Origin of the sequence: Komagataeibacter melomenusus (assembly GCF_013155395.1) — a bacterium.
Classification (GTDB): Bacteria; Pseudomonadota; Alphaproteobacteria; order Acetobacterales; family Acetobacteraceae; genus Komagataeibacter; species Komagataeibacter melomenusus.
Genome location: NZ_JABJWC010000010.1, coordinates 1 through 14459, shown reverse-complemented (window position 1 = coordinate 14459; position 14459 = coordinate 1). Strand labels below are relative to the sequence as shown.

At 63.9% G+C, this 14459-nt stretch carries 13 protein-coding genes and 1 CRISPR repeat array; of the genes, 11 read left to right on the top strand and 2 right to left on the bottom strand.

The window, feature by feature from the left end; all coding sequences use genetic code 11:
• Positions 1-421 precede the first annotated feature (421 nt).
• The 10 genes from casA (at position 422) to shc (ending at position 11622) form a co-directional block, all read left to right on the top strand.
• Positions 422-2077, top strand: a complete 1656-nt coding sequence (gene casA / locus HNW77_RS05930) for a type I-E CRISPR-associated protein Cse1/CasA (RefSeq protein ID WP_172156069.1) — start codon at positions 422-424, stop codon at positions 2075-2077.
• Positions 2077-2649, top strand: coding sequence for a type I-E CRISPR-associated protein Cse2/CasB (casB, locus tag HNW77_RS05925; protein WP_172156068.1), 573 nt, complete (start codon positions 2077-2079; stop codon positions 2647-2649). The genes casA and casB overlap by 1 nt, the downstream gene beginning before the upstream one ends.
• 157 nt (positions 2650-2806) lie before the next feature.
• Positions 2807-3865 carry a type I-E CRISPR-associated protein Cas7/Cse4/CasC gene (cas7e, locus tag HNW77_RS05920; RefSeq protein WP_172156067.1) on the top strand — a complete coding sequence of 353 codons (1059 nt, stop codon included), beginning with the start codon at positions 2807-2809 and terminating at the stop codon, positions 3863-3865.
• A gap of 5 nt (positions 3866-3870) precedes the next feature.
• Positions 3871-4653 carry a type I-E CRISPR-associated protein Cas5/CasD gene (gene cas5e, locus HNW77_RS05915; protein ID WP_172156066.1) on the top strand — a complete coding sequence of 261 codons (783 nt, stop codon included), beginning with the start codon at positions 3871-3873 and terminating at the stop codon, positions 4651-4653.
• A complete protein-coding gene (gene cas6e, locus HNW77_RS05910; protein WP_172156065.1) occupies positions 4650-5348 on the top strand; it encodes a type I-E CRISPR-associated protein Cas6/Cse3/CasE in 699 nt (232 codons plus the stop codon). The genes cas5e and cas6e overlap by 4 nt, the downstream gene beginning before the upstream one ends.
• Positions 5349-5352: 4 nt before the next feature.
• Complete coding sequence (cas1e, locus tag HNW77_RS05905) at positions 5353-6312, top strand: type I-E CRISPR-associated endonuclease Cas1e (protein ID WP_172156063.1); 960 nt, start codon at positions 5353-5355, stop codon at positions 6310-6312.
• Positions 6293-6634 (top strand): type I-E CRISPR-associated endoribonuclease Cas2e, encoded by a 342-nt coding sequence (gene cas2e, locus HNW77_RS05900; protein ID WP_172156061.1) that lies wholly within the window; start codon positions 6293-6295, stop codon positions 6632-6634. Before cas1e ends, cas2e begins: the two co-directional genes overlap by 20 nt.
• A 74-nt stretch (positions 6635-6708) precedes the next feature.
• Positions 6709-7469: direct repeats of the CRISPR family, unit length 29 nt; unit sequence GTGTTCCCCGCACACGCGGGGATGAACCG.
• A 257-nt stretch (positions 7470-7726) separates the two neighbouring features.
• Positions 7727-8785, top strand: coding sequence for an NAD(P)-dependent alcohol dehydrogenase (locus HNW77_RS05895; protein ID WP_172156059.1), 1059 nt, complete (start codon positions 7727-7729; stop codon positions 8783-8785).
• A 132-nt stretch (positions 8786-8917) separates the two neighbouring features.
• Entirely contained in the window at positions 8918-9475 is a 558-nt protein-coding gene (locus HNW77_RS05890) for a TetR/AcrR family transcriptional regulator (protein WP_172156058.1), read from the top strand.
• Between the two features lie 41 nt (positions 9476-9516).
• Positions 9517-11622 carry a squalene--hopene cyclase gene (gene shc / locus HNW77_RS05885; RefSeq protein WP_408886765.1) on the top strand — a complete coding sequence of 702 codons (2106 nt, stop codon included), beginning with the start codon at positions 9517-9519 and terminating at the stop codon, positions 11620-11622.
• A 125-nt stretch (positions 11623-11747) separates the two neighbouring features.
• Here the strand turns inward: shc and HNW77_RS05880 are convergent, their stop codons facing one another.
• A complete protein-coding gene (locus HNW77_RS05880; RefSeq protein WP_172156054.1) occupies positions 11748-12290 on the bottom strand; it encodes a hypothetical protein in 543 nt (180 codons plus the stop codon).
• Positions 12291-12425: 135 nt separating this feature from the next.
• Between HNW77_RS05880 and HNW77_RS05875 the strand changes: the two genes are divergently transcribed.
• Positions 12426-12776 (top strand): hypothetical protein, encoded by a 351-nt coding sequence (locus tag HNW77_RS05875; RefSeq protein ID WP_172156052.1) that lies wholly within the window; start codon positions 12426-12428, stop codon positions 12774-12776.
• 80 nt (positions 12777-12856) lie between these two features.
• On the opposite strand, the gene HNW77_RS05870 is transcribed toward HNW77_RS05875, so the two are convergent.
• Positions 12857-14449 carry a tannase/feruloyl esterase family alpha/beta hydrolase gene (locus HNW77_RS05870; RefSeq protein ID WP_241694323.1) on the bottom strand — a complete coding sequence of 531 codons (1593 nt, stop codon included), beginning with the start codon at positions 14447-14449 and terminating at the stop codon, positions 12857-12859.
• Between the last annotated feature and the right edge of the window lie 10 nt (positions 14450-14459).

Below are 14459 nucleotides of genomic sequence, written 5' to 3'. Positions count from 1 at the left end.
AAAAAAGGTGGCATTCCTTTGAAGTGAAAAAAGCTTCTTCAGGAACGTTTGCCTGAATGCAGTCTACCGGCTGCATTTTTCAATGCGGCATGGGCCGGATGAGCGCATGCTTCTCTGTCCAGATTCCCCCTTGCAATCTTCTTGTGCAGGCCCGGTCTGTGGTTTTTCGAACGTATGAAAACATAAGTCTTGAAAAGTAAGATATAAATCTTTACTCGTTGGTTCAAACGGGGCTACAAAAAGACAGCCACCCCAAGTGGGTTTGAGGTGGCTGAAATTGACAGGAAGGGAGCGTAACGTGCGGCACACGTTGGTTATAATAGTATTAAGCGCAGATTAAGCTGCGTTTACCAGATTCTGGTTGCCAGATTGCAGCTAGAAACCAAGATTCTGATCTGTTTCTTTCTGGATGTCTATTTGAATGACAGAAATTCATCCCCTTAACCTGATTACAGAAGCATGGCTGCCAGTGCGCCGCCGCTCTGGCGCCTGTTGTCTCATGCGCCCCGGCCAGATCGTGGAAGGGCTGGATGATGACCCCGTCATTGACTTCGCGTGGCCACGCGCGGATTTCCGTATCGCATCCTTCGAGTTCCTGATCGGCCTTGTGGCAACGGCCTGTCCCCCGGCAGACCGGCGCGCATGGCCGAAGGACTGGCGCAAGCCACCCACCGTTGACATGCTGGACAAAGCCTTCGCCCGTATCGCGCCTGCCTTCTGGCTTGACGGTCCGGGGCCACGTTTCCTTCAGGATCATGAAGAGCTGGCCACCGGCCCGGAGCCGGTTGAACGCCTGCTGATCGATGCACCGGGCGAGAGCACCATAAAGCGCAACGCGGATCTGTTCGTGCATCGCGATCAGGTCGCGCGCCTCGGGCGGGGGGCCGCGGCCATGGCGCTGTTCACGCTCCAGTCATGGGCGCCAAGCGGGGGGGCGGGCAACATGACCGGCCTGCGCGGCGGCGGCCCGTTGACAACCCTGGTCATGCCATCGGCCGAGGCCAGCCTGTGGCAGGTCATCTGGGCCAACGTGCCCTGCGGCAGGGCTGTTGCGGATGCTGATCTTTCACGGGTGTTTCCGTGGCTGGCGCCCACCATCATCTCGGGCAAGGGCGGCACGGAGGTGCGGGTGGATCACAACGCCCATCCTTTGCAATGCTGGTGGGGCATGCCACGGCGCATCCGCCTTGATTTTGAAAACAGGGCTGACGGCACCTGCGATCTTACGGGCCGGGCTGATGGTGTTGTGGTCACCGGCTGGCGCCAGCGCCCCTATGGCCCGAAATATGCGGGCTGGATCGGCCAGCCTTACGCGGCGGATGGCCTCATCCATCCGCTCACCCCGCGCTACAGACAGAAAGAGGGTACGGAATGGCTGGCCGTGCATCCGCAGCCCGGTGGCATCGGCTACCGGCACTGGACCGGCGTGGTGGTGGAAAGCACCGATGCCAACAGGCTCCCGGCCAGTTGTGTCACAACCTGGCGCAACGCGCGCGCGCGGGCGGCTGGCTTTACGGAACATCCCCGTCTGCTGGCTGCCGGGTTTGACATGGATAACATGAAAGCCCGCGGCTTTGTGGAAAGCGCCATGCCGCTGCCCGGCACGCATGATGAAGACAGGCAGCACGAACTGGATGATTTTGCCCGGCAATGCGTGGGGGCGGCAACGCAGGTGGCTGATCTGCTGCGCGGCAGCGTGCGCGAGGCGCTGTTTGGCAAGGGTAGTGTATCGGTCGATGCGACGCTGATCGCCAATGTGCGTGAACGCTTCTGGCTCGAGACCGAAACGCCTTTCTTTGCCCTGCTGCGCGAGGCAGTCGTGGCAGGGAGTGACCTGCTGGTGCTGAAAAAAGCCTGGCTGAAAACACTGAAGCAGGCAGCGTTGCGCGAATTTGACGCAATGGTCGTGCTCGAGCCGGACATGGACGTAAAAGAAGCGCAACGTTCAGCCCTGGCCCGCATGGGGCTGCTTGGCGCGGTATCGGGCACGAACACGGCTGGCAAAAAGATCATGCAGGTTCTGGATCTTCCTGTTCCTGTCGCAACGAAACAGAAAAAAGCAGGCGAGGTGTCCTGATGCTGACAGATGATGAAACCACGGTGCGCAAGGTTGTGGGCTGGTGGCGCGGATTGCAGCCCGACCCCGAAAAGCAGCAGCCCGGAGATCGCGCCGCCCTTGCCCGCCTGCGGCGCTGCACGAGCGTGACCGAGGCCTTGTTCGAGCCGGAAACGCAGGCGCTCGTCCAGCGCTGTGGCGCGCGTTCGGATGCGGCCATGGCACGGCTGGCGCTGGCGGCGGCGGTTCTGGTGCATGTGCGTGATGAGCGCCGGGAGGGCAGCGTGGCGCGGCAGGTTGGCGTCAGCAAACTGGCGGATACGGATCAGATCGAGGCGCTGTGCAAGCCGCTGCGCTTTCGCAAGCTGATGGATGCCGGAACGTATGACGAATGCCTCAGGGCCTTCCGGCGGCTTGTGGCGCTGGCAGGCAGGAAAGTGAATGTGGCCGACCTGACCGAAGCCCTGCTGAAATGGCCGCGTGAAGGCGCGCGTGACGATGGCAAGGGCGAACATATCCGCCGCAAATGGGTATACGCCTACTGGAACGCGGGCCAGCCCCGGAGCGGACCAGAAAACATAAGTAATGTATAATCTGAATAAAAAATTCTGATCTAAAAATATCCAGCAACAAGATGAAAGTTTTTGGTGAAGGTTTTTTCAAAAAACTTCAGGGAATGCCGTTTTTTGAAAAGTGTGGCACGCCAGAGTTTTCATTTCAGGAAAAGACCTGAATAAAGGACAGTCAATAATGAGCCGTTTTCTCCAGTTGCATCTGCTGACCTTCTACCCGCCTTCCAACGTCAACCGTGATGACACGGGCCACCCCAAGACCGCCACGGTTGGTGGTGCGACACGGCTGCGCATTTCCTCGCAGGCGCTCAAGCGGGCCTGGCGCACCTCGGCCATTTTTGAATCCGCCCTGGCAGGCCATATGGGCCAGCGCACCCAGCGCCTGGGCGAGGAAGTGCTGGCGCATCTGGACACGCAGGGCGTGGAAGGCAAGAAGGCCGAAACCATCGCCCGCGAGATTGCGGGCGTGTATGGCAAGGTCAAGGCCGAGAAGGACAGAAACCCCACCCGCACCGAGCAGCTTGTGTTCATTTCCCCCGCCGAGCGCACGGCGGCCCTCGCCCTGGCCGACCGGCTGGCCGCAGGCGAAAAAATCGACCCGAAAAAGGAGCAGGACACCCTGCTGCATCACGCGGATTCAGCGGCCGATATTGCCCTGTTTGGCCGCATGCTGGCAGGCGCGCCCGCCTTCAACCGCGAGGCCGCCGTTCAGGTGGCGCACGCCATCACCACCCACCGGGTTACGGTGGAGGATGATTACTATACTGCCATCGACGACCTCAAGCAGCCGGAGGAAGATGCTGGCGCAGGCTTTCTGGGCGAGGCCGGGTTCGGCTCCGGCGTGTTCTACCTTTACCTGTGCGTCAATCGCGACCTGCTGAAAAAGAACCTGGGCGGCGAAAGTGAAACCGGCGTGGCACAGGCTGCCCTTGGCGCCCTGATGGAGGCGGCGATGACGGTCTCGCCCTCGGGCAAGCAGAACAGCTTCGCCGCGCTTGCCCGCGCGGGCTACGTACTGGCGGAAAAAGGCGATGCCCAGCCCCGCACGCTTGCAGGCGCGTTTGCCCGCCCGGTAGGGGGCGATGACCTGATGGCGCAGTCAATCAGGGCACTTGCGGGCTTCCGCGCCGAACTGGCCCGCGTTTATGGTCCGGGCGTTGACGAGACCTGCGAAATGGCGCTGGGCGATGCAAAAAGCGCCACGCTGGCCGATCTCGTCGCCTTCTGCCGGGCCTGAATGCCATGCGGCTGTTCCTGACATTTGCCATGGTCGCGCCCATGGCCTCGTTCGGCACGCTTGCGGTAGGCGAGCGACGCGACGGGGGCGATCGGCCCGCACGCTCCGCCGTGCTGGGGCTGATAGGCGCCTGTCTTGGCCTTGAGCGCGAGGATGAAGCCGCGCAGGCGGCACTGGCGCGGGATTACGGGCTGGCGGTGCTGTGCCATGCGCCCGGTCGGCTGCTCACGGATTATCACACGGCCCAGACCGCACCCGCCCGGCGCAACTGGCGGCCTGCCACGCGCGCGCGTGAACTGGCTGATGCACCGGGTGAACTGGCCACCATCCTCTCGCGCCGCGACTACCGCATGGGCAGTTGGCATCTGGGCGCGGTGTGGGCGCGCGCTGACCAGCCACGCTGGGCGCTGGCGGACCTGCGCGCTGCGCTGCGCGCGCCTGTCTTCGCGCCCTCGCTGGGGCGTAAATCCTGCCCGCCCGGCCTGCCGCTTGCCCCCCAGCTGGCGGAGGCGGAACATGCCGCCGCCGCCCTTCTGGCCCGGCATGACAACGGGCCGGAAAGTCGGTTGCGGGCGCGTTATGGCCTGTTTCGCGATCAGGTCACAGGGCAGGGCAGCAAGGCGGATACGCTCATCATGCTGGATGCGGCGGATGTAGGCGAACAGGGGGGCGGGCATGCCGTCATGCGGCGGGAAATGCGGCGTGACCAGCCGCTGTCGCGCACGCGCTGGCAGTTCGGGCTGCGTGAGGAAGCGCTGCTTGTGTGCCCGAAGGGAGCAGGCGCATGAGTGGCGCATTTCTCTCACGCGTGTCCCTGCGGCGCGATGCGTCGGTGCAGGCGCTTGCCCGCCTTCTGGTGCCGCAGGGGGAAGGGCGGCAGCATGGTGCGGCACACCATCTGCTGTGGGTGCTGTTTGGCGATACGCCCACGCGCCAGCGCGACTTCCTGTGGCGCCAGACCGAAGCCGGGCGCTTCATGGTCCTTTCCGCGCGCCAGCCGGTGGATGCGCACGGTCTTTTCGCGTTGGAAAGCCGTCCCTTCGCGCCTGTCCTGAAGGAAGGCGATCGCCTGCGCTTCCTGCTACGGGCCAACGCGACGGTGGACCGCAAGACGCCGGGGCGCGTGCGCAGCAAGCGCCATGATGTGGTGATGGATGCCCTGCACGCCATTCCCCACGGCCAGCGTGCACAGGGGCGTGACAACATCGTGCCCAAAGCTTTTGCCGCCTGGCTGGGCCGACAGGGCGCGCGGACGGGTTTCGCGCCGCAGGCGGACGGGCTTGTGGTCGAGGGGTGCGACGTGCTGCGTATTCCGCGTGGGCCGGGGCAGCGCGAGGCCAGCTTTGGCGTGGTCGATGCTGCGGGGGAACTGAGCGTGACCGACCCTGCGCTGTTCGTGCCCGCACTCATGCAGGGGTTCGGGCGCGCGCGGGCGTTCGGGTGCGGGCTGATGCTCATCCGCCGCGCACCCGGCGGGGTGTAGGCGCATGCCCCGCCCCATGCCCGGCCTGCCGCCGCCGCGGCCTGTGCCATTAAAGGAGCGGGCCTCCATCGTGTTTGTATCGATGGGCCAGATTGACGTGCTTGATGGCGCGTTCGTGGTGGTGGACCAGCGCGGGGTGCGCACGCATATCCCCATTGGCGGGCTGGCCTGCCTCATGCTCGAACCCGGCACGCGGGTGAGCCACGCGGCCGTGGCGCTGGCCGCGCGGGCGGGCACATTGCTGATCTGGGTGGGCGAGGCGGGCGTGCGCCTGTATGCCGCGGGCCAGCCGGGTGGGGCGCGGGCGGACCGGCTGCTGTTTCAGGCGCGGCTCGCACTTGATGATACGGCCCGGCTGAAGGTGGTGCGCCGGATGTACGCCCTGCGTTTTGGCGAGGATGCGCCCGAGCGGCGCTCGGTGGACCAGTTGCGCGGCATTGAAGGCGCGCGGGTGCGTGAGACCTATCGCCTGCTGGCCAGTTTGCATGGGGTGAAATGGGATGGGCGCCGGTATGATCCGCATGCGTGGGATACGGCCGATGTGGTCAATCGCTGCCTGTCAGCCGCCACGGCCGCCCTTTATGGCATTACCGAAGCAGCCATTCTTGCAGCCGGTTACGCGCCCGCCATCGGGTTTTTGCACACTGGCAAGCCGCAGAGTTTTGTTTACGATATTGCTGATATCGTGAAGTTTGACATCGTGGTGCCCGAGGCCTTTCGCGTGGCTGGGGCGGTGCAGCGCGACCGCCCGCTTGATGGCCAGCGCGTGAGCGACCCGGTGGCCGCCGTGCGGCACCGGTGCCGCGACCAGTTCCGCCGGAGCAGCATTCTGGGGCGGCTCATTCCCATGATCGAGGATGTGCTGGCGGCAGGCGGCCTGCAACCACCGCCTGCGCAGGAGGAAGCCATGCCGGTGGCCTTTACTGAGATGAAAGGGCTGGGCGATGCTGGTCATCGTGGTTGAAAACGCGGCGCCACGCCTGCGCGGGCGGCTGGCGGTCTGGCTGCTTGAAGTGCGGGCAGGCGTTTATGTTGGCAGCTACGGGCGGCGCGTGCGCGAGATGATATGGGGGCAGGTCTGCGCCTATATCGAGGCGGGCAATGCCGTTATGGCATGGGCGGCCCCCAATGATGCCGGTTTCGCGTTTGATACCTGCGGCCAGAACCGCCGGGTGCCGGTCGATTTCGATGGCCTGCGTTTGGTTGCCTTTGGGCCGGAAGCCGCCCTGCCCACGCAACCCGGCCCGGCTACAACGACCCTTCCGCGACGGCGTGGAAAAGGGTAGCAAAACAGGGCGTTTTGGTTGGTAGATTCTTTGACAGTTAAATAAGACTTTGGAATCAATTGGTTCCACGAAGAGTGTTCCCCGCACACGCGGGGATGAACCGAGCATGGCCTCGGCCCAGTCGGGCATGGCCTCGTGTTCCCCGCACACGCGGGGATGAACCGGCCCTCAAGGGCAGGAATGGCAGTGATATTCGGTGTTCCCCGCACACGCGGGGATGAACCGGTGTGACCTCATGCGAAAGCCTTTTGTAAATAGTGTTCCCCGCACACGCGGGGATGAACCGCCGAATACTGGATGCGGGTGAGCAACCTGCTGGTGTTCCCCGCACACGCGGGGATGAACCGCAGGATAACGTGGGCCTGTATAATGCCCTCGTGTGTTCCCCGCACACGCGGGGATGAACCGGAGCGCAATCCGGGGCGCTACTTCTTTTTCGAGTGTTCCCCGCACACGCGGGGATGAACCGCCGCTCTCTTGCGTCCCACCAGTTGAGGGCCAGTGTTCCCCGCACACGCGGGGATGAACCGAACGACAGGCGCGGCGCGCCCTTGGGGTCGATGTGTTCCCCGCACACGCGGGGATGAACCGCAGTTCCTGCCGCTGTGCCGCGCGCGTGATATGTGTTCCCCGCACACGCGGGAATGAACCGAACGCTACGTTGCATCTGTTCCTACTGCCGGTGTGTTCCCCGCACACGCGGGGATGAACCGGGCAGGCACAGGCCGCCGGTTGACGCGCACGCGTGTTCCCCGCATACGCGGGGATGAACCGGCACCAGCAGGCACGGGTAAGACTCGGCACATGTGTTCCCCGCACACGCGGGGATAAAACGGGCGGGCATTCCCGCAGGACCCGCCGCAGGGCGGAATGTGATCTGCCTTGCAGCCCTGAACCGTCAGTGCAAGACTGCGCTTTTCCAGGTGTCGGCATGACAGGGCCTCAAAGGTAACTTCCGCCAGGGGCTGGCTGCGGCCTGGAGCGGGAAAGTCTGTTTCAGTCCCCATGGCTGGCGGGCATCATGCTGCCGCGCGGGGCGAAGAACCTTGTGCCCGCGCAGGAAAACAATACTCTGAACAGGGTGGAAACAACATGAAAACCATTGGTTATGCCGCGCGTGATGCACAAACCCCGCTGGCACCCTATACCTTCGAGCGCCGTGCGTTGCGCGATAATGATGTGGCCCTCGAAATCCTGTACTGTGGCGTCTGCCACTCCGACCTGCACCAGAGCCGTGATGACTGGAAGGAGTGGGGCCCAACACTCTACCCCTGCGTGCCGGGGCATGAAATCATTGGCCAGGTCGTGGCCGTCGGCCCCAAGGTGACGCGCCACAAGGTGGGGGATGCCGTGGCCGTGGGCACCATTGTCGATAGCTGCCAGCAATGCGACCAGTGCCGCCGGGGCGAGCAGCAGATGTGCCGCGAAGTCCCGACCCTGACCTATAACGGCCGCGACCGGCTCACCTGCGAAACCACGCATGGCGGCTACTCCAAGCATATCGTGGTGCGTGATGAATTCGTGCTGCGCCTGCCTGAAGGGCTTGATCCCTCCCGCGCGGGGCCGCTGCTGTGCGCGGGCATTACCGTCTATTCCCCGCTGCGCACATGGAATGTGGGGCCGGGCAGCCGCGTGGGCGTGGTGGGCATTGGCGGGCTGGGGCATCTGGCCGTGCGGCTTGCGGCAGGGCTGGGTGCGACCGTTACGGTCATTACGCGCAGTGCCGCCAAGGCGGCGGAAGCAAGGGCGCTGGGGGCGGATCATGTCATCGTTTCCACCTCGGACGAGGCGATGAAGGCCGGGGCCTCGTCACTTGATGTCATTATCGATACCGTGCCCGTGGCGCATGATGTCTCGCCCTATGTCGCCCTGCTCGATGTGGAAGGGGTGCTGGTGATCGTGGGCAATCTCGGCCCGGTGCCCGCATTCAGTTCGCTGCCGCTGGTGCTGGGGCGGCGGCGCATTACCGGCTCGCCCGTGGGCGGCCTGCCCCAGACACAGGAACTGCTCGACTTCTGCGCGCGCAAGAACATCCTGCCCGATTGCGAGATCGTGCCCATGCAGCAGATCAACGAGGCCTTCGCCCGCATGGACCGGGGCGATGTGCATTATCGCTTCGTCATCGACATGGCCTCCCTCACCGCAGCCTGACAGTCATGCACGCTGGCGGATGCCGCCTGTTTTCCGGGGCGGCATCGTGCCATGCACGCGGCCATGGCTTGCGGGGCGGGCTGGCATGGTTTAATTCCATCCGGACGGAATGAAACCATGGAGGCCCCGCGCATGGCGCGCCCGAGAACCATCGACCGCGACAGGGTGCTTGATTGCGTCGAGCACCTCGTGCAGCGCGAAGGGGCGGCCGCGCTTACGCTCGATGCCGTGGCGCGTGAGGCCGGCATTACCAAGGGCGGGCTGCAATACTGCTTTGGCAGCAAGGATGACCTGATTACCGCGCTGATCGACCGCTGGATCGCCGCTTTTGATGCGCAGGTGAGCCAGAACATGCCCGGCACCCCCGATGCCACCGAGCGGGCACGCGCCTATGTGGTGGTGGCCAGCCAGATTGACGAGGCCACGCAGGCCCGGATGGCAGGCATGCTTGTTACCCTCATGCAATCCCCCAAGCACCTGCACCGGCTGCGGGCGTGGTATGCACGGTGGTTCAAAGTGTGTAATCCGGCCTCTGCCGTGGCGCGTCGGGCCCGCACGGCGCTTTTTGCCGCCGAGGGGGCATTTTTTCTGCGCAGCACAGGGTTTATTGAAATGGATCAGGCGGAGTGGGAAACTGTCTTCGCTGATTTTGAGCAACTGGTCACGTCCCCGCAGGCCAGCACGGATTGACAAGGCCCCTGACTATTATATCGCCCACAGGTATGGATGAAATGAACAGCGAAAGTCGCCCTCTCCGCAAGCAGGCCGGAACTTCCGGCCCCGACAAGACCGAATCCCGCCCCGATTCCGCTCCGGCGGCGGCTTTCAGGGGCATTGACAACAGCCTGACGCACACGATCTCCTCTGCCTGCAAATGGCTGATGGAGCAGCAGAAGCCCGATGGCCACTGGGTGGGGTCGGTGGCCTCGAACGCCTCGATGGAGGCCGAATGGTGCCTCGCTTTGTGGTTCCTTGGCCTTGAGGACCATCCCCTGCGTCCCCGCCTGGGCAAGGCCCTGCTGGAAATGCAGCGCGAGGATGGCTCATGGGGCATCTATTACGGCGCGGGCAATGGCGACATCAACGCCACCGTCGAATCCTACGCCGCCCTGCGCTCGCTGGGTTATGCCGCCGATGACCCCGCCCTGAGCCGGGCTTCCACATGGATTGCAAGCAAGGGCGGCCTGCGCAACGTGCGCGTGTTCACCCGCTACTGGCTGGCCCTGATTGGGGAATGGCCGTGGGAGAAGACGCCCAACCTGCCGCCGGAAATCATCTGGTTCCCCAACAAATTCGTTTTCTCCATCTACAATTTCGCGCAGTGGGCGCGCGCGACCCTGGTGCCGCTGGCCATCCTGTCCGCGCGGCGCTCGTCGCGCCCCCTGCGCCCGGAAGACCGGCTGGATGCGCTCTTTCCCGCAGGGCGCGAGAATTTCGATTACGAACTGCCCCCGCGTGACGGGCAGGACCTGTGGGCCACCTTCTTCCGCAAGACCGATCGCGCGCTGCACTGGCTGCAGACCAGATTCCTCAAGCGCAACACCATGCGCGAGGCCGCGATCCGGCACATGCTGGAATGGATCATCCGCCATCAGGATGCCGATGGTGGCTGGGGCGGTATCCAGCCGCCATGGGTCTATGGCCTGATGGCGCTGCATGGCGAGGACTACCAGTTCCATCACCCGGTCATGGCCAAGGGGCTGGCGGCACTTGATGATCCCGGCTGGCGCTATGACCGGGGCGATGCAAGCTGGGTGCAGGCCACCAACAGCCCGGTATGGGACACCATGCTGGCACTCATGGCCCTGCATGATGCCGATGCCGAGACCGATTTCAGCCCCGAGATGGACAAGGCCCTGGGCTGGCTGCTCGAGCGCCAGGTGCGGGTGAAGGGCGACTGGTCCGTCAAGCTGCCGGACCTGGAGCCCGGCGGCTGGGCGTTTGAATATGCCAATGACCGCTACCCCGACACCGATGACACCGCCGTGGCCCTGATCGCGCTGGCGGCCTGCCGCGACCGCGAGGAATGGAAGAGCCGGGGCGTGGAGGCCGCCATCACCCGCGGCGTGAACTGGCTCGTGGGCATGCAGAGCACCTGCGGCGGCTGGGGCGCGTTTGACAAGGACAACAACCGCGCCCTGCTGTCCAAGATCCCGTTCTGTGATTTTGGTGAAGCACTTGACCCGCCCTCGGTCGATGTCACGGCGCATGTGCTTGAGGCCTTTGGCGTGCTGGGCCTGCCGCGCGACATGCCGGCACTCCAGCGCGGGCTGGCCTATATCCGTGCCGAGCAGGAACCCGATGGCCCGTGGTTTGGCCGCTGGGGCGTCAATTACCTGTATGGCACGGGGGCCGTCCTGCCTGCGCTTGCCGCGATTGGCGAGGACATGACCCAGCCCTATATCGGCAAGGCATGTGACTGGCTCGTGGCCCACCAGCAGGAAAATGGCGGCTGGGGCGAAAGCTGTGCCTCCTACATGGAGATCGCCTCCATCGGGCGCGGACCAACCACGCCATCACAGACCGCCTGGGCGCTGATGGGCCTGATCGCGGCCAACCGCAAGCAGGACCATGAGGCCATCGTGCGCGGCTGCCGCTACCTGATCGACCTGCAGCAGGCTGATGGCCACTGGGATGAGAAAGAGTTCACCGGCACCGGCTTCCCCGGCTACGGTGTGGGCCAGACCATCAAGCTCGATGACCCGGCCCTGACAAGTCGCCTGCAGCAGGGTGCGGAACTCTCGCGCGCGTTCATGCTGCGCTATGACCTGTACCGGCAGTTTTTCCCCATCATGGCGCTGAGCCGGGCTGCGCGCCTGCTTAAAAGCAGCACCTGAAATAAAGGCAGGCGCATTTAAAATGCGCCTGCCCACCTGAGTTTAAAAAACCAAAAGAAGTGTTTGGTGAAGCTTTTTTCAAAAAGCTTCAAAAAAGCGCTGCCTTAAATAAAACAGCACTTTTTTTATTTCTGTAATCCGTCTTTCCCGGTCGTGGCGGGACTGGCTTCAATCTCGAGCGGTGGGGCTTTCAGCGTGTCAGCCCCTGGCTCGCCATTAAGGCGGATGGCCGCGATCCTGCGCAGGATCGGCGCCTTGGCGCGCGACAGGGCGGCGGTCAGCAGCCTGTCCATGCCGGTCCTGCGCAAAACGATCTGGGCATGCGGCGGCAGGTGCGCGATGACCAGATCGGCAAACCGGGCAATAATCAGTTCATCGGCCAGAATATCGAACGCGGTGGACGAGGCGAACTGCCGGATGGCCTGCTCGATCAGCGGGCCATATTTTTCCAGCAGTTCGGACTCCCTGATGGACCGGGTCCTGTCGCGCAGCCACTGCATCTTCTCCTGCGTGGCATCGCTTCTGTAATAGTCCTGCACCCCTTCCTTGACCCTGGCCGTGCTGGCACGCACCGAGGCGATGCCGGATTTCAGCCATCCCTTTGTGCCGCCGTTTCCAGGGGGCAGGGGGGCATCATCGCCTTCGGGATGGTTCTGGTCTGCTGTCATCACGTTCTCCGGCCACGTGGCTTTACACGAAAGGCCCCATGCCTGTCGGGTCAGGTGTAAAATCCGGTTTATTGACATTCATGGGGGGCTTTATCATAAGCACGGCCTCAATTCCTGCCCGTGAAAGAACCGCCCATGCGTTTTTCATTTAAATCCCTGCGTTCCGGCCTTGTCCTGCTGCCCGTGCTGGCGCTGACGGCCTGTGGCGGCCCTTCGACGGGCGATATCCAGACAGCTCTGGACAAGAGCATGAAGCAGGAACTGGATCAGGCAAACCACCTTAGCATGGAACTGATCGGGCGGCCCAACCCGCTCGTGTCACAGAACCCGCAGGTCAAGGTTGTCGATAGCGACTGCCACACGAAGGAAGGCGATGATTCCATCTATACCTGCAAGATCACCCTGAAAAACGCGCAAGGCGACGTGCGCGAGGCGACCCTGCCGGTCAAGAAGGTCGAGGGCGAATGGGTTATTCTCAAAAACTGAAAAGGTTTTTGAAAAATAACAGAAGTTTCCAGGTGCCGCCTTTTTGCAAAAAGGCGGCGTTCCCTATGGCTTTTTAAAAATCAGTTCGCACCTGGTGTCACGCAGGCAAAGCTGCGGGCATCATCCATGTCGCCCTGCCCGTCGTAACGCGCAACGGCGGGCCAGGCGCAGAGCGGGCGGGTGCGCACGACCTGCCCTCCGTCAACGCGGGCGGCCACGATCATGTCGGGCGCCTGCCCGTGGCTGACCCAGTCATCGATTGCGCCGAGCTTGCTGAAGGTGTCGCACCCCGCACCGCCCTGGCAGTGCCCCATGCCGGGAATGGTGATGAGCCTGACCCCGTCACGGCCTGCAGCCCCCGCGTGGCGCTGCACGGCCTGATAGTAGGTGGCGAGCTGCTGGGGGTTATGGCCGTCATTCCAGCCAATATAAAGCAGCAGCCTGCCACCACGGGCGAGGAAGGGCGCAAGATTGTCATCCACATGCAGGAGCGGGCCGACCTTGCGCGTGGCCTCCTGCACGTCGGTATCCCATTTCAGGGTGGTCCAGTCCCAGTCCGGGTTCTGGAAGGCGGCATACCTGAACAGGTCAAGCGCTACGGGGAAGGCCTTGCCATCCGCCGAGAAACCATCCTCGCTGCCCTTGGCCGGGCCGGGGAAGATGACCGTGTGCGTCTGCGGGTCAACGGGGCCCTGGTAGATGTTGCGCGCGGCGCGGACTTCATCGGCGGTCAGGCAACTGGCCGTGTTGCTGCCCGGTTTGCATAGAATCTGCTCGGGCCGGAAGGCGCAGCGGTCGGGTTCATCCACAAAGCCCTGCTTCCTGCCCACCGGCCCGGCGCAGGCATTCATGACGGCGGTATTGAGCAGCCGGAACTTGTCGCGCGGCACGCGCAGCGCGGGGTCATGATAGCTCATCCACCCCGCCCAGAGCTGTTCGGCATTGAAGTTGACAATCGGGTTGGGCGGCGCGCCCGCTACGATGCCATCATAATCCTCGGGGTAGCGTTTGGCCTCGATCAGTCCTTCCAGCCCGCCAAGCGAGCAGCCGATCCAGTAGGCGTGCGTGGCCTCGTGGCCATAAAAGGTTTTGACCAGCGCCTTTGCCGCGACCGTCATCAGGTGGTCGGCGCGGTAGGCGTAGTCGATCATTTTCTCGGGGTGGCCCAGCGTAAAGCGGCCGCCCTGGCCCTCGGGGGTGGCGCTGTCATGCCCGGTATCGGTGCTGGCCACCGCGTAGCCTTCACCCAGGCCGGTAGCCATGCCGTAATACATGAGCGACCCCGCCCAGCCAAAATTGCCCACGCCCAGCAATTTGCCGTTCCAGCCCTTCAGGGGCAGCCAGACCTCGGTGCGGATCCGGGAATCCGCCGTGGGGTGCAGGGTCAGGGCCACGCGGCAGAAGGCGGGGTTCGCGGCCTCGGCCGTGTGCCCGGCCAAGTTCATGCCCGGCGTGAACATGATGTGGCTGAGCTGGTCCTGTGGCGGGTGCCAGCTTCCGGCCTTTACGGTTTCAATGGTGGTGAAGGTGGCATCGGGCAGGGCGTGGCGGGCAAGGTCGCTACAGCCTGTGGCCCGTGCCGCGCAGGCCCCGGCCACCATGAACAACGGGGCGGCAAGCAGGGCGCGTGCCATGGTGCGCCGGCAAGAACGCCGCTGACGGGGCGCGGGCAGGGGATCGGGG